This is a genomic window from Streptomyces sp. cf386 (assembly GCF_900103585.1).
In the GTDB taxonomy this organism is placed as follows: Bacteria; Actinomycetota; Actinomycetes; order Streptomycetales; family Streptomycetaceae; genus Streptomyces.
In genome coordinates this window covers 839,627-864,873 of the sequence record NZ_FNHV01000001.1, presented here as the reverse complement: position 1 = coordinate 864,873, position 25,247 = coordinate 839,627, and the positions used below count along the sequence as shown (strand labels likewise).

At 69.9% G+C, this 25,247-nt stretch carries 20 protein-coding genes and 1 pseudogene; 17 read left to right on the top strand and 4 right to left on the bottom strand.

Annotated features, from left to right (window positions below):
• The first annotated feature begins 10 nt into the window (after positions 1–10).
• Positions 11–1,993 (top strand): NAD-binding protein, encoded by a 1,983-nt coding sequence (locus tag BLU79_RS03930; protein WP_256333123.1) that lies wholly within the window; start codon positions 11–13, stop codon positions 1,991–1,993.
• On the opposite strand, the gene BLU79_RS03925 is transcribed toward BLU79_RS03930, so the two are convergent.
• On the bottom strand, positions 1,971–2,483 hold the full coding sequence (locus tag BLU79_RS03925; RefSeq protein ID WP_093904130.1) for a hypothetical protein: 513 nt from the start codon (positions 2,481–2,483) through the stop codon (positions 1,971–1,973). The genes BLU79_RS03930 and BLU79_RS03925 overlap by 23 nt on opposite strands.
• A 265-nt stretch (positions 2,484–2,748) precedes the next feature.
• Here BLU79_RS03925 and BLU79_RS03920 point away from each other — a divergent pair, with 265 nt between their 5' ends.
• The 7 genes from BLU79_RS03920 to BLU79_RS03890 all read left to right on the top strand — a co-directional run bounded on the left by BLU79_RS03920 (position 2,749) and on the right by BLU79_RS03890 (position 12,758).
• On the top strand, positions 2,749–4,590 hold the full coding sequence (locus BLU79_RS03920; RefSeq protein ID WP_093904129.1) for an APC family permease: 1,842 nt from the start codon (positions 2,749–2,751) through the stop codon (positions 4,588–4,590).
• A 242-nt stretch (positions 4,591–4,832) separates the two neighbouring features.
• The gene (gene kdpF, locus BLU79_RS03915; RefSeq protein ID WP_016434100.1) at positions 4,833–4,922 is read left to right on the top strand and encodes a K(+)-transporting ATPase subunit F; all 90 of its coding nucleotides are present in this window, start codon (positions 4,833–4,835) and stop codon (positions 4,920–4,922) included.
• 8 nt (positions 4,923–4,930) lie between these two features.
• Entirely contained in the window at positions 4,931–6,592 is a 1,662-nt protein-coding gene (gene kdpA, locus BLU79_RS03910; RefSeq protein WP_093904128.1) for a potassium-transporting ATPase subunit KdpA, read from the top strand.
• The gene (gene kdpB / locus BLU79_RS03905) at positions 6,592–8,736 is read left to right on the top strand and encodes a potassium-transporting ATPase subunit KdpB (protein WP_177000844.1); all 2,145 of its coding nucleotides are present in this window, start codon (positions 6,592–6,594) and stop codon (positions 8,734–8,736) included. Before kdpA ends, kdpB begins: the two co-directional genes overlap by 1 nt.
• A gap of 5 nt (positions 8,737–8,741) precedes the next feature.
• Positions 8,742–9,410: a potassium-transporting ATPase subunit C gene (locus tag BLU79_RS03900; protein ID WP_093904220.1), complete on the top strand. Its 669-nt coding sequence runs from the start codon at positions 8,742–8,744 to the stop codon at positions 9,408–9,410.
• Positions 9,411–9,528: 118 nt separating this feature from the next.
• Positions 9,529–10,212, top strand: coding sequence for a response regulator (locus BLU79_RS03895; protein ID WP_093904127.1), 684 nt, complete (start codon positions 9,529–9,531; stop codon positions 10,210–10,212).
• A 2-nt stretch (positions 10,213–10,214) separates the two neighbouring features.
• The gene (locus tag BLU79_RS03890; RefSeq protein ID WP_093904126.1) at positions 10,215–12,758 is read left to right on the top strand and encodes a sensor histidine kinase; all 2,544 of its coding nucleotides are present in this window, start codon (positions 10,215–10,217) and stop codon (positions 12,756–12,758) included.
• A gap of 16 nt (positions 12,759–12,774) precedes the next feature.
• Here BLU79_RS03890 and BLU79_RS03885 read toward each other — a convergent pair whose 3' ends face one another.
• A complete protein-coding gene (locus tag BLU79_RS03885) occupies positions 12,775–13,311 on the bottom strand; it encodes a universal stress protein (protein WP_093904125.1) in 537 nt (178 codons plus the stop codon).
• A gap of 325 nt (positions 13,312–13,636) precedes the next feature.
• Here BLU79_RS03885 and BLU79_RS03880 point away from each other — a divergent pair, with 325 nt between their 5' ends.
• From BLU79_RS03880 to BLU79_RS03850, 7 genes and pseudogenes are all read left to right on the top strand, one after another.
• Positions 13,637–14,074: an SAV_915 family protein gene (locus BLU79_RS03880; protein WP_107489270.1), complete on the top strand. Its 438-nt coding sequence runs from the start codon at positions 13,637–13,639 to the stop codon at positions 14,072–14,074.
• A 14-nt stretch (positions 14,075–14,088) separates the two neighbouring features.
• A complete protein-coding gene (gene lysA, locus BLU79_RS03875) occupies positions 14,089–15,423 on the top strand; it encodes a diaminopimelate decarboxylase (RefSeq protein ID WP_093904124.1) in 1,335 nt (444 codons plus the stop codon).
• A gap of 136 nt (positions 15,424–15,559) precedes the next feature.
• Positions 15,560–16,392 (top strand): annotated as a pseudogene (locus BLU79_RS03870) (family 43 glycosylhydrolase); the annotation flags it as partial.
• A 153-nt stretch (positions 16,393–16,545) separates the two neighbouring features.
• A complete protein-coding gene (locus tag BLU79_RS03865; RefSeq protein WP_093904123.1) occupies positions 16,546–17,841 on the top strand; it encodes an extracellular solute-binding protein in 1,296 nt (431 codons plus the stop codon).
• Positions 17,842–17,847: 6 nt separating this feature from the next.
• On the top strand, positions 17,848–18,861 hold the full coding sequence (locus tag BLU79_RS03860; protein ID WP_093904122.1) for a carbohydrate ABC transporter permease: 1,014 nt from the start codon (positions 17,848–17,850) through the stop codon (positions 18,859–18,861).
• Between the two features lie 59 nt (positions 18,862–18,920).
• Positions 18,921–19,685: a carbohydrate ABC transporter permease gene (locus BLU79_RS03855; RefSeq protein WP_256333138.1), complete on the top strand. Its 765-nt coding sequence runs from the start codon at positions 18,921–18,923 to the stop codon at positions 19,683–19,685.
• 56 nt (positions 19,686–19,741) lie between these two features.
• Positions 19,742–20,785: an endo-1,4-beta-xylanase gene (locus BLU79_RS03850; protein WP_093904120.1), complete on the top strand. Its 1,044-nt coding sequence runs from the start codon at positions 19,742–19,744 to the stop codon at positions 20,783–20,785.
• A gap of 165 nt (positions 20,786–20,950) precedes the next feature.
• On the opposite strand, the gene BLU79_RS03845 is transcribed toward BLU79_RS03850, so the two are convergent.
• Together BLU79_RS03845 and BLU79_RS03840 are read right to left on the bottom strand one after the other, a co-directional pair.
• Positions 20,951–21,157: a DUF5999 family protein gene (locus tag BLU79_RS03845; protein WP_177000843.1), complete on the bottom strand. Its 207-nt coding sequence runs from the start codon at positions 21,155–21,157 to the stop codon at positions 20,951–20,953.
• A gap of 428 nt (positions 21,158–21,585) precedes the next feature.
• Positions 21,586–22,194 carry a hypothetical protein gene (locus BLU79_RS03840; protein WP_093904118.1) on the bottom strand — a complete coding sequence of 203 codons (609 nt, stop codon included), beginning with the start codon at positions 22,192–22,194 and terminating at the stop codon, positions 21,586–21,588.
• A gap of 579 nt (positions 22,195–22,773) precedes the next feature.
• Between BLU79_RS03840 and BLU79_RS03835 the strand changes: the two genes are divergently transcribed.
• A complete protein-coding gene (locus BLU79_RS03835) occupies positions 22,774–24,291 on the top strand; it encodes a glutamate-cysteine ligase family protein (protein ID WP_093904117.1) in 1,518 nt (505 codons plus the stop codon).
• Between the two features lie 104 nt (positions 24,292–24,395).
• Entirely contained in the window at positions 24,396–25,196 is an 801-nt protein-coding gene (locus BLU79_RS03830; RefSeq protein ID WP_093904116.1) for a CPBP family intramembrane glutamic endopeptidase, read from the top strand.
• The last annotated feature ends 51 nt before the right edge of the window (positions 25,197–25,247 follow it).

The window sequence follows — 25,247 nt, the reverse complement described above, 5'->3', positions numbered from 1 at the left end:
CAATGCTGATGTGGAGTCGACTCTCCACCTACGCAGAGAACTTGGCCGGCGCTCGCAGCACATGGTGGTCTGCGGCGACGACGGACTGGCGCACCGGCTGGCCGTCGAGCTGGACGCCGTGTGCGGCGAGGCCGTCACCGTCGTACTCCCGTCGCGGCGCGACGAGTACGGCGCGGTGATCGCCGCGCTGCACCGCGACCCCCGATCGCCCGTCGAGCTGCTGGTGACCAAGCGCCCGGACGAGCAGACCCTGCGGGCCGCCGGCGTGGAGCGGGCCGCCGCGCTCGCCCTCACCTACGCCGACGACCGGACCAACATGACGGCCGCGCTGCTCGCCCGCAGCCTCAACCCGTCCGTACGGCTGGTCGTCCGTATGTTCAACCGCGAGCGCGGACGCCATCTGGAGCTGCTGCTGGACCGCGCGGCCCGCGCGGGGGGCATCGACGACGACTCCCTGCTCGATATGTCCACCACGGTGCTGTCGGACGCCGACACCGCCGTACCGGAACTGGTCGCGGCCGCCGCCGTCGGCCACGGCCACACCCTCCAGATCGAGGGCAAGGTGTTCCGCGGCGTCGTACGCCCGGCCGGAGCTCCGCCCCGCCCGACCGACCTGATCGCGCTGGCCGTGCTCTCCGGCGCACACCAGGACGACCCGGCCGGCGACGACAGCGCGGAGACACCGGGCGAGGACGGCACCCAGTTGCTGCCCGACACGGTGACGGTGGACCGTCGGCAATTCACCCACGGCCGTCTCGTGCTGGAGGAGGTGACCCACCACCACACACCGGTCCCGGCGGCCCGCGGCACGAGCGGATCCTCCGTCCGGCGCGCCTGGCTCCGGCGGCGCATCGCGCACCTGCCCTGGAAGGTGTTCCTCGCCCGTGAGGTGATGGCCGTCTTCGGGGCGCTGGCGGCGATCGTGGCCTTCCTCGCGCTGTTCACCTGGCTCTTCGCGCATCCGGACCCCTGGTGGAAGAGCCTGTACCTGCCCCTGCTCGACATCTTCACCATGGGCGACCCGGCGACGGAGGAGGGCGCCGTGCGCCGCTGGCTCCAGCTCATCGCCGGTCTGGTCGGCCTCGCCGTGCTGCCGCTCGTGGTCGCCGCCGCCGTCAACGCGACCGAGGCGTTTCGCAGTGCCTCCGTCAACCACCCGCCCGCTGGCGACCTGTCCGACCACATAGTCATCGTCGGCCTCGGCAAGATCGGCTCCCGGGTGCTGGCCCAACTGTGCACCACCGACCACAAGGTGGTGGCCGTCGAACGGGACCCCGCGGCGCGCGCCGTCACTCTCGCCCGCGAACTCGGAGTGCCGCTGCTGCTGGAGGACGCCGCCACACCCGGCGTCCTCGACCAGGCCCGCATCCGGCACAGCAGATCGCTGCTCGTGCTCACCCACGACGACGGCGAGAACCTCGACATCGTCATGGCGGCCCGCGAGGCCAACCCGGGCGTGCGCGTGGTGATGAGGCTTTACGACGACGACTTCGCCGCCACCGTCCAGCGCACCCTGCGCGCCTCCTACCCGTCGGCGCTGACCCGCAGCCGCAGCGTCTCGGCGCTCGCCGCGCCGTCCTTCGTCGCCGCGATGATGGGGAGGCATGTGCTCGGTGTGATGCCGGTGGAGCGGGGTTCGCTGCTGTTCACCTGCGTGGACGTGGCGGGACATCCGGAGTTGGAGGGCCGCTCCGTGCACGCGGCGTTTCGGAAGAACGAGTGGCGGGTGCTGGCCGTCGGAACCGCCGTGGCGTCACCGGCCTCCGCCGCGACGGACACCCTGGCCGGCCTCCGCCGCGACGGACACCCTGGCCGGCCTCCGCCTCGACGGACGCACCGGGTTCGACTGGCGCCCGGCCCAGGGGCGGGTGCTACGGGCGGGGGACCGGGTGGTGCTGGCGACCACGCGGCGCGGCCTGGACATACTGATCGCCGGTGTGCAGCCGCACCCGGCCGACCGGTGCAGCTGACTACTCCAGGCCGGAGACCCTGAACACCGTCTCGGCGTTCTCGCGGTCGATCCGCTCCGCCACCCCCCGCAGCGCGGTCGCCCCGCACATCAGCGTCCCCCTGGCGAGGGACGTGTGGGTGTCCTCGTACAGGCGGTGCCACAGATCGGGGTTGTTGACGAGGACCTGGGGGTCGAGCTCGGCGCGCTCGCCGAAGGCGTCCCGGAGAACCAGGCGTTGGCCGACGCCGTCGAGGCAGCCGACCGACACCAGCAGATCGGTGCGGACGCGGTGCGTGCGCAGGAGTCTGCGGGAGGCGAGCCAGCCCTCGCCGGCCGAGACGCGCGCCGGGCAGAGCACCAGGAAGAGCATCACCGCAAGCGTGATCCACAGGGCAGCCCGCCCGTCGGTGAGGGTCCCGGCGCCCCAGTCGATCAAGAGCAGCAGAGCGAGGAGTACGGCCGCACAGCGGACCGAGTCGATCACATCGCGTGCCCAACGGCGGTCGTACGCCGTCTCGTTGCGGTGTCCCATACGGGCGACCGTAGGGACCGTGCGACCCGGGATGACGCACCTTGATGTGTTTCTGACGGGCGCACCGCCGTTCTTGACGCGGCCGCAGCGGGACCGCGCCCGTTGTGCGCGTCACACCCACATCAAAGTGACGTCAAGGACGGTCGCTTACGCGCGAAGAACGCGCAAGGAACGGTCGGGAGCGGCGGGATCCGGACAGAACCTTGGTCAGTCGCGCGCGGATCCCCGCGCGTGACTGCTCGTCCGTACGAAGGAGCCGTATCCCATGTCCGTCCTGACCACCGAGCCCGGGGCGACCCCCGCCGACGAGGAACCGCCGGATACCGGCGAACGGCACCGGCTCACCGCCGTCACGGGCCTTGCCGCCCTCTCCCTGGACGCCATGGCGTCGGTGGCCTACGGGCCCGAGGCGATCGTCCTGGTGCTCGCCGCGGCCGGCGCCCACGGCCTCGGTTTCACGCTCCCGGTCACGCTCGCCATCGCCGCCCTGCTGGCGGTGCTGGTCGCCTCGTACCGGCAGGTGATCGCGGCCTTCCCGGACGGCGGCGGTTCCTACGCCGTGGCCAAGACCCACCTGGGCAGGCGGACGAGCCTGGTCGCGGCGGGCTCGCTCGTCCTGGACTACGTCCTCAACGTGGCCGTCGCCGTCACGGCCGGTGTGGCGGCCCTGACCTCCGCCTTCCCGGCCCTCTACGACGACCGGCTCTGGCTGTGCCTGGCCGTGCTCGTGCTGATCACCGCGGTGAACCTGCGTGGCATCGTCGAGTCTGCGAAGGCCTTCATCGCACCGACCGTCATATTCGTCGGCTCGATCTTCGTGCTGATAGTCGTCGGGCTCTTCCGGTCCGAACCGGTGAGCACCGAGGCCGCCGCGGGCCACGCCTCGGTCCTCTCCGACAACGCCACCACCGTGGGCGCCCTGCTCCTGCTGAAGGCCTTCGCCTCCGGCTGCTCCGCCCTCACCGGCGTCGAGGCCATCGCCAACGCCGTCCCCTCCTTCCGCGTCCCGCGCGTCAAGCGTGCCCAGCACGCGGAGATCGCCCTCGGCGCCGTCCTCGGTGTGATGCTGATCGGCCTGTCGGTGCTGATCTCGCGCTTCCATCTCCAGCCGGTCGAGGGCGTCACCGTCCTCGCCCAGCTCGCGGACGCCTCCTTCGGCCACAACTGGGCGTTCTACGTCATCCAGTTCGCGACGATGATCCTGCTGGCCCTGTCCGCGAACACCTCCTTCGGCGGCCTTCCGGTGCTGCTGAAGCTGCTCGCCCGCGACAACTACCTGCCGCACGCGTTCGCGCTGAAGGCGGACCGGCAGGTGCACCGGCACGGCGTGCTGGCGCTGGCGGCCGTGTCCACCGCGCTGATCGTCTTCTCGGGCGGCGACACCAACACCCTCGTGCCGCTCTTCGCCATCGGCGTCTTCGTCGGCTTCACCATCGCGCAGGTCGGCATGGTCCGGCACTGGCGCATCGAGCGCGGGCGGGGGTGGCGGGGCAAGGCGCTCCTGAACGGCTTCGGCGGGCTGCTGACCGGCGTCTCGGCCGTAGTCGTCACCGCGACGAAGTTCGAGGAGGGTGCCTGGCTGATCGTGATCGCTCTGCCGCTGCTGGTCATGGCCTTCGAGACCGTGCACCGCGCCTACACCCGGATCGGTGAGCGCCTCGGCCTCGGCCGCATCCCCGAGCACCCGCACCGCGACCGCTCGGTCGTGATCGTGCCCGTCTCCTCGCTCACCCGGCTCACCTCGGAGGCCCTCACCGCCGCCGCCTCCCTGGGTGACGAGGTCCGAGCGGTCACCGTCTGCCACCCCGATCCCGAGGACCGGGCCGCGCTGCACGCCCTGGAGCGTTCCTGGACCGAGTGGGACCCCGGTGTGCCCCTCGTCCGGCTCAGCAGCGAGCGGCGCTCCCTGGGCCGTCCCATCGCCGCGTACGTGCGTGAGGTCATGGCCTCCGAGCCGGCCACCCGGGTGACGGTCCTGATCCCGGAGACGGAGCCGGAGCGGCTGTGGCAGCGGCTGCTGCAGAACCAGCGGGGCGCGGTCGTCGCGCATGCCGTCCGCAAGGAGACGGACGCGGTGATCTGCCGGTTGAGGTTCCGCTTGTTCTGACCCGGGTGCGTCTGTCACCTGCGGTGATCGTGTCGCCGTATGAGTTCCGTCAAAGGCGCGCAGTGGGCCGTAAGGGAGCCGTCAACGACGCTCGATTCCGGCCAAGAAGGCTGTTTCCTCTAACCGTCCCTGTCCAACCGAACCTCACTCCAGGAGCTCACGATGGCCGATCTGGCCTTCGTCGTCACCACGATCGCGGCCTTCGCGCTGGTGGCCTTCGTCGCCAAGGGGGTGACCAAGCTGTGACCGCCGAGAACATCGTCGGCCTCGTCGTGGCCGTCGCCCTGCTGGGCTATCTCGTCCTCGCCCTGATCTTCCCGGAGAGGTTCTGAGACAAGACATGGGTCCCGTACTTGCCGGCGTGCTCCAGCTGCTTGCCCTGATCGCGGCACTGGCGCTCGCCTACAAACCGCTTGGCAACTACATGGCCAAGGTCTACTCCTCCGACAAGCACTGGCGTGTCGAGAAGTGGATCTACAAGGGCATCGGCGCCAACCCCGACACCGAGATGCGCTGGACCGCGTACCTGCGCGGCGTCCTCGCCTTCTCCGTGGTCGGTGTCCTGTTCCTCTACCTGCTGCAGCGGCTCCAGGGCGTGCTGCCCGGTTCGCTCGGCTTCTCCGCGATCGACTCGGACCAGGCGTTCAACACCGCAGTGTCCTTCGTCACCAACACCAACTGGCAGTCGTACTACGGCGAGCAGGCCATGGGCCACGTCGTGCAGACCGCCGGTCTGGCCGTGCAGAACTTCGTCTCCGCGGCCGTGGGTATCGCCGTCGCGGTGGCGCTGGTGCGCGGATTCGCGCGCTCGCGCACCGGTGAGCTCGGCAACTTCTGGTCCGACCTGGTGCGTGGCGTGACCCGCATCCTGCTGCCGGGCGCCGCGGTCGCCGCCGTCGTCCTGGTCGCCTGCGGCGCCATCCAGAACTTCTCCGGCATCCACGAGGTCGGCCAGTTCATGGGCGGCTCGCAGCAGTGGAACGGCGGCGCGGTGGCGTCGCAGGAAGCCATCAAGGAGCTGGGTACCAACGGTGGCGGCTACTTCAACGCCAACAGCTCCCACCCCTTCGAGAACCCCACCCCGTTCACGAACCTCTTCGAGATCTTCCTGATCCTGGTGATCCCGTTCTCGCTGACCCGCACGTTCGGCGTCATGGTCGGCTCGGTCAAGCAGGGCTACGCGATCCTGGCCACCATGGCCACCATCTGGGTCGGCTTCGTCGCCCTGATGATGTGGACCGAGTTCAACCACCACGGCCCGGCGTTCGACCTCGCGGGCGGGGCGTACGAGGGAAAGGAGGTCCGCTTCGGGGTCGGCTCCTCGGCGATCTTCGCGACGTCGACGACGCTCACCTCGACCGGCGCGGTGGACTCCTTCCACTCCTCCTTCACCGGCCTCGGCGGCGGCATCACCATGCTCGGCATGATGCTGGGCGAGATCGCGCCCGGCGGTACCGGCTCCGGCCTCTACGGCATGCTGATCATGGCGATCATCGCGGTGTTCATCGCCGGTCTGATGGTCGGCCGTACGCCCGAGTACCTGGGCAAGAAGATCGGATCCCGCGAGATCAAGCTGGCGGCCTGCTACATCCTGATCACGCCGGCGCTGGTGCTCGTCTTCACCGCGTTCGCGATGGCCCTGCCGACCCCGGCCGACTCGATGACCAACAGCGGGGCGCACGGATTCTCCGAGATCCTGTACGCCTACACGTCCGCCTCCAACAACAACGGTTCGGCCTTCGCCGGACTCAACGCGGACACGCAGTGGTTCAACAGCACGCTCGGACTGTGCATGCTGTTCGGCCGCTTCCTGCCGATGGTGTTCGTGCTGGCGCTGGCCGGCTCGCTCGCCGAGCAGAAGCCGGTCCCGGAGACCGCGGGCACCCTGCGCACCGACAAGCCCCTGTACACGGGTCTGCTGGTCGGCACGATCCTCATCATCACCGGTCTGACGTACTTCCCGGCGCTGGCGCTGGGTCCGCTGGCCGAGGGGCTGGCGTGATGACCACTCGTATCGAGAAGCAAGAGGACTCCATGTCCACAGCCACCCCGACCCGGGCGCCGCACAGCGACGTACCCACCGGGCACAAGTCCCCGGAGGGCCGTGTCGGCGCGGGCCTCTTCGATCCGCAGCAGCTGGTCAAGTCGCTGCCGGACGCGTTGCGCAAGCTCGACCCGCGGGTGATGGTCAAGTCCCCCGTGATGTTCGTGGTGCTGGTCGGCTCCGTCCTGACCACCGTCTTCTCCTTCAAGGACCCGGGCGACTGGTTCGGCTGGACGATCAGCGCCTGGCTGTGGCTGACGGTGATCTTCGCCAACCTGGCGGAGGCCGTCGCCGAGGGCCGCGGCAAGGCGCAGGCCGACACCCTGCGCAAGGCCAAGACCGATACGGTGGCGCGGCGTCTCGTGGGCGACCGCGAGGAGCAGGTGCCCGGCACCGAGCTGAAGATCGGCGACATGGTCGTCTGCGAGGCCGGCGACATCATCCCGGGTGACGGCGATGTCATAGAGGGTGTGGCCTCCGTCGACGAGTCGGCGATCACCGGTGAGTCGGCCCCGGTCATCCGGGAGTCCGGCGGCGACCGCTCGGCCGTCACCGGCGGTACGAAGGTGCTCTCCGACCGTATCGTCATCAAGATCACGACGAAGCCCGGCGAGACCTTCATCGACCGGATGATCAACCTGGTAGAGGGCGCGGCCCGGCAGAAGACGCCGAACGAGATCGCGCTCAACATCCTGCTGGCCTCGCTGACGATCGTCTTCCTGCTGGCCTGCGCCACGCTGCCGCCGCTCGCGGACTACGCGGGCACGCATCTGACGATGGTCGTGCTGGTAGCCCTGCTGGTCTGCCTCATCCCGACCACGATCGGCGCCCTGCTCTCCGCGATCGGTATCGCGGGCATGGACCGGCTGGTCCAGCGCAACGTCCTGGCGATGTCGGGCCGCGCGGTCGAGGCCGCCGGTGACGTGTCCACGCTGCTGCTCGACAAGACCGGCACCATCACGCTCGGCAACCGCCAGGCCGCCGAGTTCGTGCCGGTGAGCGGGACGACGGAGGCCGAGGTCGCCGACGCCGCGCAGCTGTCGTCGCTGGCCGACGAGACGCCGGAGGGACGCTCCATCGTCGTCCTGGCGAAGGAGAAGTACGGCCTGCGCGAGCGTCACCAGGGCGAGTTGGTCGGCGCCGAGTGGATCACGTTCACCGCCCAGACCCGGATGTCCGGCGTCGACCTCACCGAGGACGGCGTGTCCCGCAAGGTCCGCAAGGGCGCCGCGGGTTCGGTCATGGCCTGGGTGCAGGAACGGGGCGGCGCGGTCGCCGACGACGCGGACACGGCGGCCAACCGCATCTCCGAGGCCGGCGGCACCCCGCTGCTGGTCGCCGTCGAGGACGACCGGGGCGCCCGCATCCTGGGCGTCATTTACCTCAAGGACGTCGTCAAGGACGGTATGCGGGAGCGGTTCGAGGAACTGCGCCGCATGGGCATCAAGACCGTCATGATCACGGGTGACAACCCGCTGACCGCCAAGGCGATCGCCGAGGAGGCGGGCGTCGACGACTTCCTCGCGGAGGCGACTCCCGAGGACAAGATGGCGCTGATCAAGCGGGAGCAGGCCGGCGGCAAGCTGGTCGCGATGACCGGTGACGGCACCAACGACGCCCCGGCCCTGGCGCAGGCGGACGTCGGCGTGGCGATGAACACGGGGACGTCGGCCGCCAAGGAGGCCGGCAACATGGTCGACCTCGACTCCAACCCGACCAAGCTCATCGAGATCGTCGAGATCGGCAAGCAGCTGCTGATCACCCGCGGTGCGCTGACCACGTTCTCCATCGCCAACGACGTCGCGAAGTACTTCGCGATCATCCCGGCGCTGTTCGCGGCCGTCTACCCGGGCCTGGACAAGCTCAACGTCATGGGCCTGTCCTCGCCGGACTCCGCGATCCTGTCCGCGGTCATCTTCAACGCGCTGGTCATCATCGCGCTGGTGCCGCTGTCCCTGAAGGGCGTGCAGTACCGGCCGGTGAGCGCCGACAAGATGCTGCGTCGCAACCTGACCGTCTACGGTCTCGGCGGGCTGGTCGCGCCCTTCATCGGCATCAAGATCATCGACCTGCTCATCTCCCTCATCCCCGGAATCGGCTGATCGTGATGAACAACTCCGTTTCGAACACGGTCCGGTTGCTCGGGGCGGGCCTGCGTGCCCTCCTCGTGCTGACCCTGGTGACCGGTGTCATCTACCCGCTGGTCGTCACCGGCATCGCGCAGGGGCTGTTCAGCGACAAGGCGAACGGCTCCGAGATCAAGGCGGACGGCAAGGTCGTCGGATCGTCCCTGATCGGGCAGTCCTACAACCTGCCGCTGAAGAAGGGCGAGGACACCCCGGCGCCCGACCTGAAGTGGTTCCAGGGCCGCCCGCAGAACGGCCTCGGCAGCAACAGCGTCAACACCCAGTACAAGCTCATCCTGTCCGGCGCGACCAACCGGTCCGGCGACAACGAAGAGCTCATCCAGTGGGTGAAGGACGCCAAGGCCGCCGTCGTCAAGGACAACTCGACCGCCGACTACAAGGTCAAGCCGTCCGACGTCCCCGCCGAAGCGGTGACGTCCTCCGGCTCCGGCCTGGACCCGGACATCTCCCCGGAGTACGCCGACCTCCAGGTCCACCGGATCGCCGAGAAGAACGGGCTGTCCGTCGACCAGGTGCAGAAGCTGGTCGACGAGCACACCGAGGGACGCACGCTCGGCTTCATCGGGGAGCCCCGTGTGAACGTCCTGGAGCTCAACATCGCGCTCAAGGAACTCGTGGCCAAGGGCTGATGGCGTTAACCGAACCGAGCGGGAGTCGGCGGCCGGAGACATCCGGATCCGCCGACTCCCGTCGCCGTGAAGCCGGTCGCGCAGCGGCCGACGTGTACGAGAGGAATGGCACACACCCATGACCAGGGTGTTGGTGGTGGAGGACGACCCGCAGCTGGTGCGGGCACTCGTGATCAACATGCAGGCCCGCCGCTACGGAGCGGAGGCGGCGCCCGACGGGGCCACCGCCCTGCGACTGGCGGCCATCCGTCAGCCCGACGTGGTGCTGCTGGACCTCGGACTTCCCGACATGGACGGGGTCGACGTCATCAAGGCACTGCGTGGCTGGAGCCGCGTACCGATCCTGGTGCTGTCGGCGCGCCAGTCGTCCGACGAGAAGGTCGCCGCCCTCGACGCGGGCGCCGACGACTACGTCACCAAGCCGTTCAGCATGGACGAGCTGATGGCCCGGCTGCGGGCGGCCGTCCGCCGTACCGAGGAGAGCCCGCTCGCCCCCGAGACGACGGTCGTGGAGACGGACGAGTTCGTCATCGACCTGCGCGCCAAGAAGGTCGCCCGCGGCAGCCGTGACGTGCGCCTCACGCCGACGGAATGGCATCTGCTGGAGATCCTGGTCACCAACCCGGGCCGACTCGTCACACAGAAGTACCTGCTCCAGGAGGTCTGGGGGGTCTCTCAGAGCAGCAAGACCAACTACCTGCGGGTCTACATGGCCCAGCTGCGCCGCAAACTGGAAGCGGACCCCTCGCACCCCCGTTATCTCATCACCGAACCCGGCATGGGTTACCGCTTCGAAGGGTGAACATGGCACGCGGCAAACTTCGGATCTACCTCGGTGCGGCACCCGGCGTCGGCAAGACGTACGCGATGCTGTCCGAGGCGCATCGGCGGGTGGAACGCGGCACCGACTGCGTGGTCGCGTTCGTGGAGCACCACGACCGGCCGCGCACCGAGGTGATGCTGCACGGTCTGGAACAGATCCATCGCAATGAGCTGGAGTACCGGGGCACCTCCTTCACCGAGATGGACATCGACGCCGTCCTGGCCCGCCGGCCCAAGGTGGCGCTGGTGGACGAGCTGGCCCACACCAACATCCCCGGCTCCCGCAACGCCAAGCGCTGGCAGGACGTGGAGGAACTCCTGGCGGCCGGCATCGACGTGATTTCGACCGTCAACATCCAGCACCTGGAGTCGCTGGGCGACGTCGTCGAGTCGATCACCGGCGTGCGGCAGCAGGAGACCGTGCCCGACGAGGTGGTGCGCCGCGCCGACCAGGTCGAGCTGGTCGACATGTCGCCCCAGGCGCTGCGCCGCCGGATGGCGCACGGCAACATCTACAAGTCGGACAAGGTCGACGCGGCGCTGTCGAACTACTTCCGTCCCGGCAACCTCACCGCCCTGCGCGAGCTGGCCCTGCTCTGGGTCGCCGACCGGGTCGACGAGTATCTGAACGCGTACCGCAGTGAGCACGAGGTCTCGACGATCTGGGGATCGCGGGAGCGCATCGTCGTCGGCCTGACCGGCGGCCCGGAGGGGCGGACGCTGATCCGTCGGGCCGCCCGGCTGGCGGAGAAGGGCGCCGGCGGTGAGGTGCTGGCCGTCTACATCGCCAGCAGCGACGGCCTGACGTCCTCGTCGCCGAAGGAACTGGCCGTCCAGCGCGGTCTGGTCGAGGACCTCGGCGGCACCTTCCACCATGTCGTCGGTGACGACATCCCCGTGGCCCTGCTGGACTTCGCACGCGGGGTGAACGCCACCCAGATCGTGCTCGGCGTCTCCCGCCGCAAGAGCTGGCAGTACGTCTTCGGGCCCGGCGTCGGCGCCACGGTGGCCCGCGACTCGGGCCCCGACCTCGACGTCCACTTGATCACCCACGACGAGGCGGGCAAGGGCCGCGGACTGCCCGTGCCCCGCAGCGCCCGCCTCGGCCGGTCGCGGATCATCCGGGGCTGGCTGGTCGCCGTACTCGGCCCGGTCGTCCTCACCGTGCTGCTGACGCACGTCGCCCCCGAAGTCGGCCTCGCCAACGACATGCTGCTGTACCTGTCGCTGACGGTCGCCGCGGCGCTCCTCGGCGGGCTGCTGCCGGCCCTGGCCTCCGCGGTGGTCGGCTCCCTGCTGCTGAACTGGTTCTTCACTCCGCCCGTCCACACGCTGACCATCGCCGACCCGAAGAACATCGTCGCCATCGCCATCTTCATAGGCGTGGCCGTGTCGGTGGCCTCCGTGGTGGACCTGGCGGCCCGCCGCACCCACCAGGCGAACCGCCTGCGCGCCGAGTCGGAGATCCTGTCCTTCCTGGCCGGCAACGTGCTGCGCGGCGAGACCAGCCTGGAGGCGCTGCTGGATCGCGTCCGTGAGACGTTCGGTATGGATTCGGTGGCGCTGCTGGAGCGGGAGAGCGATGTCGCCCCGTGGACCTGCGCGGGCAGCGTGGGTCCCCAGCCCTGCCAGGACCCCGACGACGCGGCCGTGGACGTGCCGGTCGGCGACCACATGTCGCTGGCGCTGACCGGTCGGGTGCTGCCCGCCGAGGACCGCCGGGTGCTGGCCGCCTTCGCCGCGCAGTCCGCCGTCGTCCTGGACCGCCAGCGCCTGAGGCGCGAGGCCGATCAGGCCAAGGAACTGGCCGAGGGCAACCGCATCCGCACGGCCCTGCTGGCCGCCGTCAGCCACGACCTGCGGACGCCCCTCGCCGGTATCAAGGCCTCGGTCTCCTCGCTGCGGTCCGACGACGTGGCCTGGTCCGAGGAGGACGAGGCCGAACTCCTCCAGGCGATCGAGGAGGGCGCCGACCGGCTCGACCTCCTCGTCGGCAACCTGCTGGACATGTCGCGCCTTCAGACAGGCACCGTCACACCGCTGATCAGGGAGATCGACCTCGACGAGGTCGTGCCGATGGCGCTGGGCGGGGTGCCGGAGGGCAGCGTGGAGCTGGACATCCCGGAGACGCTGCCCATGGTCGCCGTGGACAAGGGCCTGCTGGAGCGGGTCGTCGCCAACGTCGTCGAGAACGCCGTCAAGTACAGCCCGCAGGACAAGGCCGTGCTGGTCTCCGCAAGCGCCATCCGCGACCGCGTCGAGGTACGCGTGGTCGACCGCGGGCGAGGTGTCCCGGACGAGGCCAAGGACCGCATCTTCGAGCCCTTCCAGCGCTACGGCGACTCCCCGCGCGGCGCCGGAGTGGGCCTCGGCCTCGCGGTCGCCCGCGGCTTCGCCGAGGCGATGGGCGGCACGATCAACGCGGAGGACACACCTGGCGGCGGCCTCACCATGGTGCTGAGCCTGCGGATGGCGCAGGGGCGGCGGCCGGGGGAGCCGGAGGTGCCGGCCGCGGTGGTTTCGTAGCGGCTCGCTCTGCCTGCTACACCAGGTGCCGGGTGTCCAACCGCAATCGCCAGGCGTTGCGCCGGTGAGCCGTCGCCAGCTCGGACTCCAGCGGCGACGGCGGTACCGCGAGGACCGGGCAACTGGCGTGGGCGAGGCAGTAGCGGGTGACCGAGCGGTGGCAGGCGCGGTGCCAGGGGCTGCGGCGGCCTGCGCCGACGACCAGGATGTCGTTCTCGCGGTCGGCGATCTCCACCAGGGCGAGACCCGGGGTGCCGTGGGCGACCAGGGCGTGCATCCACACTCCGGGCCCGGAGGCACCGAAGACGTCCTGAAGGACGGTGACCAGCCGCTCGCGTGCCATCTCCTGCCACTCGTCCAGCAGCAGGCTCGCCCCCGGACCCCGCCGGGAGGCGAGTTCCCCGCCCGGCGGCTGCCAGGCGAGCACCGGCCACAGCTCGGCGCCTCGGCGCCGCGCCTCGTCCGCGGCCCGGGCCAGCGCGGCGAGGCTGCCCAGCGAGCCGCTCACGCCCACTACGACCCGTGCCGTCGCGGGGCCGTCGGAACCAGACATGACTCCACCGTTTCTTCTCTTCACGGTTCTTCGTTGTCGCGGGAAGCCCTCGAAGGGCCGTTCCCATCACACCCCCGCCGCAAGCCCGCAGCCAGCCCTCGCCGCTCTTCTTGGCGCACCTCTGACGGTGTTCTCCCCGGTCGGCCGGGCCTCGTGTCAGCAACCCGTCAGCGTCCGGGGCATCGCCGTCAGCATCGCGTCATGAGCCCTCGGAACCCCCGGGTCCTCGGGCATAGCGTCAGTGGCAAGCCCCGGTCCGCCTCCCCGCGTCCGGGGCCGTGAAACAACCTGCCCGACCCATCTCGGATCCTCCCGGAGGAATCCCATGGCAGACACCCTGTCCGACGAAGACCCGGAGCCCTCTGAACGGTTCCCGGCCGGCCCTCTGTACGTACCGGTCCGGCCGGGACAGGCCGCCTGCGCGGCCCGGCTCTTCCGTACACCGATCGGTGACCGCACCGCCGTGGGGTTCACCTCGCAGCGGAAACTGACCGCCACCCTCGGCCCCGACCAGCCCTGGATCCGGCTCGCCGAGCCCGCCCTGCGCTCCCTGACCGCACCGCTCGGCGTCACCACCGTCACGGTGGACCCCCAGTTCTGCGCGCCCGCCCCGGCCGTGACCACGCCGTCCGCCGCGGAGCCCGCTCAGCAGCACTCCGGTCCCCGTTTCCGTCAGAGCGCCTGGGATCCCCAGGCGGTCGGAGCGCTGCGCGTGACCGGCGTGGCAGCGCTCGTCTCGGCACTTGCCCTGTGGATCGGCTGAGGGGGAACCGCACGATGACCACCATTCACGAACCCGCGGTGACGGCCCCGGCCGACGCGCTCTCGGTGTGGCCGGCCTCGGCCGTCGAGCCCCGCGAGGGCGAGATCACCGTGGGCGGCGTACCGCTCGCCGAGGTCGCCGACCGGTTCGGTACGCCCGTCTACGTCATCGACGAGGACGAGGTCCGCGAACGCTGCCGCACCTACCGGCAGGTCTTCCCCGACGCCGACATCCTGTACGCGGCCAAGGCGTTTCTGTGCCGGGCGATGGTCCACTGGGTGGACGAGGAGGGCCTCGGCCTGGACGTCTGCTCGGCCGGTGAGCTGGAGCTCGCGGTCACCACCGGCTTCCCGCCGGAGAAGATCGTGCTGCACGGCAACGCCAAGTCCCCGCGCGATCTGGACACCGCGCTGCGCCTCGGGGTCGGACGCATCGTCATCGACAGCCCGTCGGAGATCGCCCGGCTGGCCGCGGCGGTCGGGCCCGACGGTCACCAGAAGGTGATGGTGCGCGTCGTGCCCGGCATCAGCGCCGGCGGCCACGAGAAGATCCGCACCGGCACCGAGGACCAGAAGTTCGGCCTGTCCATCTCCGACGGCTACGCGCAGTACGCCATCGCCCGGATAATGGACCAGCCCCAGCTCGAACTGACCGGCCTGCACTGCCACTTGGGCTCGCAGATCACCAGCATCAAGCCCTACATCGCCGCCGTGCGGCGCATCGTCGGCCTCATGGCCCGGCTGAAGGAACAGCACGGCCTGGTCCTGCCCGAACTCGACCTCGGCGGTGGCCACGGCATCGCCTACCGTCCCGGCGAACTCGCCCTGGATCTCACAAGCCTGGCCCGCAAGGTGCGTGCCGAGCTGGTGGAGGCGTGCGCGGCGGCGGGGCTCGCCGTGCCCCGGCTCATCATCGAACCCGGGCGGGCGATCGCCGGCCCGGCGGGGATCGCGCTCTACCACGTCCTCGCCGTCAAGCGCACCGGCACGCACACCTACGTCGCCGTGGACGGCGGCATGAGCGACAACCCCCGGCCCGCCCTGTACGGCGTCCGGTACGCGCCCCGCCTGGTCGGCCGGCACAGCACCGCCGCCCCGGCCCCGGTCACCGTGGTGGGCCGCCACTGCGAGGCGGGCGACATCGTCGCCGCCGACGTCGAACTCCCCGAGGACATCCGCCCCGGAGACCTGCTCGCCGTCCCGGTCGCCGGCGCCTACCACCTGTCCATGGCCTCCGGCTACAACATGGTCGGCCGCCCGCCGGTCGTCGCCGTGGACGACGGCCGGGCCCGCCTCCTGATCCGCCGCGAGTCCCTGGAGGACATCAGCAGCCGCGACGTGGGGCTCTAGCCCGCGGTCGTAGCCGACGCGTCACTTCCCCGAACCCGATGCCCGGCGCCCGGTCTTGTCCCGGCCCGGGCATCCTCGTACAGTCCGCTTCGTAATGTTCGCCATCGAGGCCGAATGTTTCGATCGGCCTGGTGCGGGCGGCAACTTCCTGGTCAGCAGTGAGCGGCCGGAGGGCCCCTGGTCGACCCGGTGTGGATCGACCTGCCCGGCATCGATCCCGACCTCGCCTGGGACGGCGACGGCAACTGCTGGTGCGCCGCCGCCGGGGTCAGGGTGGCCCGCATCGACCCGGCCACCGGAAAGGTGCTCGAAGGGTCCTTCGAGGTGTGGTCCGGGACGGGCCAGCAGCATCCGGAGGCCCCGCACCTCTATCGCGTCGGCGACTGGTGGTACCTGGTGCTCGCCGAGGGCGGTACGGCCCTCGGTCACAGCGTCTCCGTCGCCCGCCCCCGCTCCCCGCGCGGCCCCTACGAACCGGCCCCCGCCAACCCCGTCCTCTCCCACGGCGGCACCGATCTCCCCGCACCGTAGGCCGGTCGGCTCGTGGTCGCTGAGCGAACGGCCGGGCCGGCTCACCCTGCACGCCGCCGGCGACAGCCTCGACCGGCCGGGACACACCTTCGTCGGGCGCCGCCGGCAGCACCCCGACTGCCGGTTCGCGGCTCGCCTGGAACCCGGAACGGGCCACGCCGGACTGTCCGTTCGCATGGACGAGGCGTATAGGTCGAGATGCGCACCGATCGGCCGGTGTCCCCGACCGGCGAGGACGAGCCCGGACTCCGGGCCGGCGGTCCCGACACGATCGGCCTCGCGGTCGAAGGGGTGCGGCTCGCCGAACTCGACGGCCGCTATCTGTCCACGCAGGTTGCCGGTGGCTTCACCGGCCGGGTGGTCGGCATGTACGTCACCGAGGGCGGCGCGGCCTTCGACCGGCTCGAGTACGTCCCTCAAGAGCCGCCCATGCCGTGACGGTTGGCGGCAGATTCACCGCGTACAAGGGGTTGCCACCGTTTGGCAGCTGTCTCTAGGGTGCGGCAGCAACGAAGCTTTCTGGATCTCTTCCGAAACTTTCGGTCCAGTGGACGGTCAAGGACGGACCGTCCCGTACCCAAGGAGCGCATGATGGGCGACCCGGGACTGTCCCGCCGCGGCTTCCTGGCGGTCTCCGCCGCGGCCGGTGTGGGCATGACGGCACTGAGCGGCTGCGGCGGCGACTCGGACGGAGGGTCGTCGGACGGCACGACCACCATCGAGTGGTGGAACATCTCCACCACCGAGCCGACGAAGGGCGTCTGGGCGGCGCTGGCCAAGAAGTTCGAGGCCCAGAACCCCAAGGTGAAGATAAAGATCGTCCAGTTGGAGAACGACGCCTACAAATCCAAGATGACGGCTCTGACCGCCTCCGGGAAGCTGCCCGACATCTTCCACACCTGGGGCGGCGGCGTCCTCAAGCAGCAGGTCGACGCCGGTCTCGTCGAGGACCTCACCGACCGCACGAAAGATTTCGCCGACGGCCTGCTGCCGGTCGCGAAGGAGCCGTATCTCCTCGACGAGAAGGTGTACGGCATCCCGTTCGACATCGGCATGATCGGTTTCTGGTACAACAAGGCGCTCTTCAAGGACGCGGGCGTCGCCGAGCCGCCCACCACCTGGAGCGGATTCCTCGACGCCGTACGGAAGTTGAAGGCCGAGGGCACCACCCCGCTCGCCCTCGCGGGCAAGGAGAAGTGGCCCGGCATGTACTACTGGGCGTACCTCGCCATGCGCACCGCGGGCGCCTCCGCCCTCCAGAAGGCGTACGACGACAAGGACTTCACCGGCGACGCCTTCGTGCAGGCCGGTCAGCATCTCCAGGAACTCGTCGACCTCCAGCCCTTCCAGAAGGGCTTCCTCGGCGCCGCCTACTCCACGCCCACCGGCCAGGCCGCGGCCGTCGGCAACGGCAAGGCGGCGATGGAGCTCATGGGCCAGTGGGCCCCGGTCGTCCAGGCGGACGCCGGCAAGGGCCTCGGCGACGACCTCGGCTTCTTCCCGTTCCCCGCGGTCGAGGGCGGAAAGGGCGCGATCACCGAGGTGTTCGGCGGGGGCGGCGGACACGCCCTGCGCAGCGGGGCCCCGCAAGCGGCCGTCGACTTCCTGAAGTTCTTCGCCTCGGAGGCGACGGATCTGGAACTGGTCAAGAAGACCGGCATCCTCCCGGTGCTCCCGGCGGCCGAGAGCGCCATCGTCGACCCCAACATCAAGGCCGTACAGGCGCAGTTGAAGGCCGCCACCGGCTTCCAGCTCTATCTCGACCAGGCGTACGCGCCCGCCGTCGGCCAGGAGGTCAACGACAGCGTCGCCGCGCTCATCGCCGGGTCCAAGTCGCCCCAGCAGGTCACCGAGTCGATCACGCAGGTCACGAAGGAAGAGCAGTAGCCGGCGATGGCCTCCACGTTCCTGCCGTCCGCCGACAACCGGCCCGGCCCCGGCGGCCCCGACGTCGACACCCCGCCCCCGTCCGCCGGTGCGGCCCGGGGGCGGGCCCGGCGGCGTGCGCTGCACTGGCTCACGGCGGTCGGCTTCCAGGTGCCCGCCCTGGTGCTGTTCCTCGTGCTGGTGCTGCTGCCGATCCTCTTCGCGTTGTACGCCGCCTTCTTCCGCTGGGGCGGCTTCGGGATGCCGACCGACTACATCGGCGCCGACAACTTCACCCGGCTCTTCGACGACCCGGTCTTCCTGGGCGACCTGTGGCGCTGCTTCGTCCTGGTCGCGCTGTCCCTCGTGCTCCAACTGCCGTTCGCGCTCGCCCTGGCCGTCGCGCTCAACCAGAAGATCCGCGGCCGGGCCGTCTACCGGATGCTGTTCTTCGCGCCGTACGTGCTGTCCGAGGCCATCACCGGCGTCCTGTTCAGCATGATCTTCGCCCCCGACGACGGACTCGCCGACCGGATCCTCGGCGGGATCGGCCTGGACGGCATCGGCGGGGAGTGGTTCGCCGACCCGTCCATGGTCATGGCCACCCTGTTCCTGGTCATGACCTGGAAGTACTTCGGCTTCCACATGATGCTCTACCTCGCCGGACTCCAGTCCATCCCACGGGAGTTGACCGAGGCGGCGCTGATCGACGGCGCCGGACCCTGGCAGCGCTTCCGCAACGTCACCCTGCCGCTGCTCGCGCCCACCCTGCGCATCAGCGTCTTCCTGTCCGTCATCGGGTCGATCCAGCTGTTCGACCTGGTGTGGGTGGTCACCCAGGGCGGCCCGGACCACCACTCCGAAACCATGGCCGTGACCATGTTCCAGTACGGCTTCAAGCGCTACCAGGTCGGCTACGCCAGCGCGATCAGCGTGGCCATGTTCGGCATCAGCCTCGTCTTCGCCCTCGCCTACCAGCGGTTCGTGCTCCGCCGTGACCTCGAAGGGGCCACCACCACGATGAGGGGGGACGGCAAGTGAGCCGCAAGACCCTACGGAACCTGCCCCTGCACGTGGTCCTCGTCGCCGTCGGCGCGGTGATGGCCGTACCCCTGCTCTACGCCCTGTTCTCCGGCTTCAAGTCCACCGACCAGCTCTCCAGCAACCCCGTCGGGCTGCCCGCCCCCTGGGTCGCCGGCAACTACACCGGCATCCTCGGCTCCGGCGACTTCTGGCGGCTGCTCGGCAACAGCACGCTGATCGCCGTGGCCACGACCGTCATCGTCGTCGCGCTCTCCGCCCTCTCCGCGTACTCCTTCGCCCGGTTCGCCTTCCGTGGACGGGAGTTGCTGTTCACCCTGTTCACGATGGGGCTGATGTTCCCCTTCGCGGTGGCGGCCCTGCCGCTGTTCCTGCTGCTGCGCTCGATGGGCCTGCTCGACAACCCGCTGGGCGTGATCCTGCCGCAGGCCGCCTTCGGGCTGCCGATGACGATCATCATCCTGCGCGGGTTCTTCCGGCAGATCCCGGGCGAGCTGGAGGAGGCGGCCACGCTCGACGGGTGCGGTCCGCTCGGCTTCTTCTGGCGAGTCCTGCTGCCCATGGCACGGCCCGCGCTCGGCACGGTGTCGGTCCTCGCCGTCGTCACCAGCTGGAACAACTTCTTCCTGCCGCTGCTGGTGTTCACCGACTCCACCTGGTGGACCCTGCCCATCGGCGTCCAGCAGTTCCAGGGCCAGTACTCCGCGGACTACGCCCGCGTCTTCGCCTACCTGGTGCTGGCCATGGTCCCCGCCCTCGCCTTCTACTCGGTCGCCGAGCGCCAGCTCGTCGGCGGCCTCACCGCCGGCGCCACCAAGGGATGACCCGTGCCGGGGGTTTGTACGGCTCGCCCACACATCCGCACGTGAGGAGTCGCACCATGCGCAAGAACCGTCTGAGACTTGTCGGAGCCCTCGCCGCCGCCCTGATGGCCGCCGGAATCGGCATCGGAGCGCCTGCCCAGGCGCACGAGAAGCCGACCACGCTCGCCGACCTCGCCCAGCGCCACGGCCGCTACTTCGGCAGCGCCACCGACAACCCCGAGCTCGTCGACGAGCCGTACAAGGCCCTCCTGGGCAGCGAGTTCGACCAGATCACGCCGGGCAACGGCATGAAGTGGTACGCCACCGAGCCCCAGCAGGGCGTCTTCGACTGGACCAAGGGCGACGAGATCGTGAACCTCGCCCGCGCGGGCCACCAGAAGGTACGCGGCCACACGCTCGTCTGGCACAGCCAGCTGCCCGGCTGGCTCACCGGTAAGGAGTGGACGGCGGACGAGCTGCGGGCCGTACTGAAGAACCACATCCAGCAGGAGGTACGGCACTACCGGGGCAAGGTGTTCGCCTGGGACGTCGTCAACGAGGCGTTCAACGAGGACGGGACGTACCGCGAGACGATCTTCTACAAGACCCTCGGCCCCGGCTACATCGCCGACGCCCTGCGCTGGGCCCGTCAGGCCGACCCCAGGGTCAAGCTCTACCTCAACGACTACAACATCGAGGGGATCGGCCCGAAGAGCGACGCCTACTACCACCTGGCCAAGGAGCTGAAGGCGCAGGGCGTCCCGCTCGACGGCATCGGTCTGCAGGCCCATCTGGCGCTCCAGTACGGCTATCCGACCACCCTGGAGGACAACCTTCGCCGCTTCGCCAGGCTGGGCCTGGACACCGCGCTCACCGAGGTCGACATCCGGATGATCCTGCCCGCGACCGAGGAGAAGCTGGCCCAGCAGGCCGAGTGGTACGCGGATCTGACCGACGCCTGCCTCGCGGTGCGTCGCTGCGTCGGCATCACCGTCTGGGACTACACGGACAAGTACAGCTGGATCCCGGCGTTCTTCGAGGGCCAGGGCGCGGCACTGCCGTGGGACGAGGAGCTGCGGCCGAAGCCGGCGTACTTCGCGCTACGGGAGGCGTTGAAGTAGGCCGAGGGGGCTGGGCGACCGGGGCGTTACGTTGAGTGACCGTCCCTGAATACATGTGGGGGCCGGCTCGCAGTCAGGGTCTGCGACCGGCCCCTGGAAGAACGCCGGGCGTCCGTCGCGCCGCCCGGTGGTGCAGGCCTCTCCGGCGTGCTCCGCCGGCAGGCATTACGCGGCGGTTACCACCTTGCCGGTGCCGTGCGGACGGTGCGGGGCGATGATCTGGCCGTCCGGCAGGAGCTCACCGGTGTCCTCGAAGAGCAGAACACCGTTGCACAGCAGGCTCCATCCCTGCTCCGGGTGGTGCGCCACGAGACGGGCGGACTCCCGGTCGGCGGAGCTGGCTGAGGGGCACGATGGCTGGTGCTGGCACATGGATGGGATCTTTCGCTCTGTCGTGATGTGTGAGATGGCTGTGGTGTCTGTTTCGCGGCGTGAAGACTCGTTCATGGCCGCCCCCCGTTGATTAGGTCGGTCGGAACCCAGTGTTGCCCCACGGGCGTCAATCCGCAGGGATTTCGCAGCACCGCTTTCTTACAGGTTGATGACGCATCCCGAGCGCCCGCGGTTCATTCCAACTCGACGGTCACTTCGGATGGTTCGCCGTGGTCGGATAGGGCTAGTCAGGGTGGTCCGGGTGCCGCGCGGGGCTCATTCGAGCGCATTCTCGCTCGTGCGAGCTATTTACGGTTCGCGTGTGTTTCCTGTTGTCCGATACGAGCGTAATCCCGCCGCCGTTCAGCCGCGTACCCCGCTACCCGGAAGAGGGCGACGGGGTACGGAGGTGTTCGCGGGGCGTGCCGTCAGGCGGGTGAGCCGAGCAGTGGCGGCAGCGGCGGCAGTGAAGTCGGGGTCGGGGTCGCCCGATGGGTGAGCACCGGGAGCAGTTCGGCGACCCGGTGCGGCACGTGGGACGCGATGCCGGGCGGGGCAGGGGCCAGCGGGATGAGGATGTCGGCGGCGTCCGGGTGACCGGCGGTGCCGTCCGCGGTGCAGTCGCCGTGCAGCCAGAGAGTGAGCATGTAGAGGCCGGGGAACGACAGCAGGCGCGGCTGGAAGGGCTGTTGGATCGTCTCGGCCTGGCGCAGTGCGCGCTCGGTGGAGGCGATGTACGGGCCCTCGAAGAAGTGCGAGAAGGCCCAGCCGTCGGGGGTCAGCCGGGTCTCGGCCGCGGCCACCGCGCGTTCCCCGCAGTGGATCAGAAAGCGCCAGCCCGCCAGCCGCGTCGCGGACACGCCCGCCGGGGTGATCTCGTCCACCACATGTACGGGCAGCGGGAGTTCGGGTGTGGCGGGTCCCTGGGCTGCGCGCAGGGAGGGCGTTCGGGCCTCGCGGACCGCGGTGGGTGAACCGAGTGCGGTGAGGACGGAGCGAAGTGCGGGCGCGGGAGCCGGGGGAACCTGCAGCGGCATGGTGGGTCGCCTCTCATTCGACAGGCACGGTGGCGCGAGGGCGGGGCGGGGGCGGACGGCGCTGTCTGCTCACGGAGGTCAGAGAGGCGGGGGCCGGGGTCAGGGAGCGCGAGGGGGGTGAGTGGGGCCTGCCGTACGTCACCTGACGGCAGGTCCTGGGACCGCGGGCGCCAACCCTCTGCCTTGATTGCGGAGTTTATACGACGGGTGTTCAGACAGTGTTTCGTCTAACCGATTTCGGTGCACCCGGCAAGGGTTCATTCGGTCGGAGATATGCGGGAATCATCCCGATTCCCGGCCGATCATACGGCGATGACCTCGAAAAATGCCCCGGTGCGGTCGGCCAATTCTCGTCGGCGTTTTTCACGAGTTCGTGAGCCGTCCGAAACTGCGCGGTGCCGCATGCCCGGTGAATGTGCCGCCGGTCACGCCCGACAGCCTAGCGGGCGCCGGGCCGGCGCGGGACGTTATCGATCGCTTCGGCTGGGCATCATCCCACCTGACCCGGGAGGCCGGCGGTCGGATCCAGGACCAGCTGGGCGGGCCCCGGGGCCCGCCCGTCCGAGGAGGGAAGCTTCGATGGGGGAGAAGGTCGTGGCAGGTCGGTTCGATCTGTCCGATCGCCAGCGCTACCGCGAGAAGCTGCGGCAGTGTCTGACGGGCCTGGAGCGGCTGCTGGAGGAGAAGCGGTTCGACCGCCCCAAGAATCTCATGGGGCTGGAGATCGAATTGAACCTCACCGGCGCCGACGGCATGCCGAGAATGTTGAATGCGCAGGTGCTGGAGCGGATCGCGAGTCGCGATTTCCAAACAGAACTCGCCATGTTCAATCTGGAAGTCAACATAGCCCCACACCGGTTGCAGGGGCAGGTTTTCGATCGGCTCGCCGAGGAACTCCGTACGTCATTGGCATATGCCGACCGGAAAGCCGGCGAGCTCGACGCGGGAATCGTGATGATCGGCATTCTGCCGACCCTCGACCGGGACGACCTGGTCTCCTCGAACCTCTCCGCCGTCGACCGCTACGCCCTGCTCAACGAGCAGATCGTGGCCGCCCGCGGCGAGGACTTCCTGCTCGACATCGACGGCGTGGAGCGCCTGACCTGCACATCGAAGTCCATAGCCCCCGAGGCCGCCTGCACCTCCGTCCAACTGCACCTCCAGGTCACCCCGGGCCGCTTCGCCGACGTGTGGAACGCGGCGCAGGCGGTCGCCGCCGCCCAGGTCGCCGTGGGCGCCAACTCGCCCTTCCTCTTCGGGCGTGAGCTGTGGCGGGAGTCCCGCCCACCGCTGTTCCAGCAGTCCACCGACACCCGCCCGCCCGAGCTCCAGGCCCAGGGCGTGCGGCCGCGCACCTGGTTCGGGGAGCGGTGGGTCACCTCGGCGTACGACCTCTTCGAGGAGAACCTGCGCTACTACCCCGCCCTGCTGCCGATCTGCGACGACGAGGACCCGCTGGCGGTCCTGGACGCGGGCGGCACACCGACGCTCGCCGAACTCGTGCTGCACAACGGCACCGTGTACCGCTGGAACCGCCCGGTCTACGGCATCGCCGACGGCGTCCCGCACCTGCGCGTGGAGAACCGCGTGCTGCCCGCCGGGCCCACCGTCACCGACGTCATCGCCAATGCGGCCTTCTACTACGGCGTCGTCCGCGCCCTCGCCGAGGAGTCGCGGCCCGTGTGGACCCGGCTGCCCTTCGAGGCGGCGGCCGCCAACTTCGACGCGGCCTGCGAGCACGGCATCGACGCCCGGCTGCGCTGGCCCCGGCGGGGGCGGTACGGCGGGACCACCGAGATCGATGCGGTGAGCCTCGTACGCGACGAACTGCTGCCGCTGGCCGAGGTCGGCCTGGACGCTTGGGGAGTGGAGCCGGCCGACCGGGATCTCTACCTGGGTGTCATCGAGGAGCGGTGCCGACGACGCATGAACGGCGCGTCCTGGCAGGCGGCCACGTTCCATCGAGCACGGGAGACCGGGATGACCCGGGAGGCGGCACTGGCGGCGACGACGCGGCGGTACCGGGAGCTGATGCATCGCGGGGATCCGGTGCACACGTGGCCGGTGGGCTTGCTGGAGCCGGTGCCGTTGGGGTGAGGGCCGGTCGCCCGGGGTCGCCTCGATGGGGGTCGCCGATGCCCGCCCCATACTGATCGGGCAAGCTGTGACGTCCCGTGACGGTGGTGCGACTGGAGGCACGTGTGCAGGGCGAGGCAGGCCCCGTGGCCGATTCTTTTCCGCACGAGCGACTCTCGCGACGGATCTTCCGTGATGAGACGCTGCTCGTTCTGGCGCTCTCGCTCGGTGCGAGCGGTGTGTCCGCCCTGATCAGTTTTGTCGGGTCGGTCACCAAGCCCGGAGGGCTCAAGGACCAGGCGGCCACCCTCAACGCCTCGGCCGCGCCCGGCCGTCCCTGGCTGGATCTCGCCTGGCAGCTCTTCGGGATCACCACCGCGCTGGTGCCCGTCGCGCTCGTCGCGCACTTCCTGCTGCGCGAGGGGCAGAGCCTGCGCACCCTCGGCTTCGACCGGACCCGGCCCTGGCCCGACCTCGGCCGCGGCGCGGCGATCGCGGCGGTGATCGGCAGCACCGGAATCGCCTTCTACCTGGCCGCTCGTGGGCTCGGCTTCAACCTCACCGTGGTGCCCGAGGCGCTGCCCGACGTGTGGTGGAAGTACCCGGTGCTGATCCTCTCGGCGATGCAGAACGCGATCCTCGAAGAGGTCATCGTCGTCGGCTATCTGCTGCGCCGCCTCGGCCAGTTGGGCTGGACACCCGGCACCGCGCTGGTGGCCAGTTCCGTACTGCGCGGCTCGTACCACCTCTACCAGGGCATCGGCGGCTTCATCGGCAACATGGCGATGGGCGTGGTGTTCGTGTACCTGTACCGGCGCTGGGGGCGGGTGGGCCCGCTGGTGGTCGCGCATTCCCTGCTCGACATAGGGGCGTTCGTGGGGTATGCGCTGCTGGCCGGGAAGGTGGGGTGGCTGCCGACGGCGTGAACGTCTTCGAGGGGGCGTACGAAGGTCTCGTACGCCCCCTCGGTCATGCTC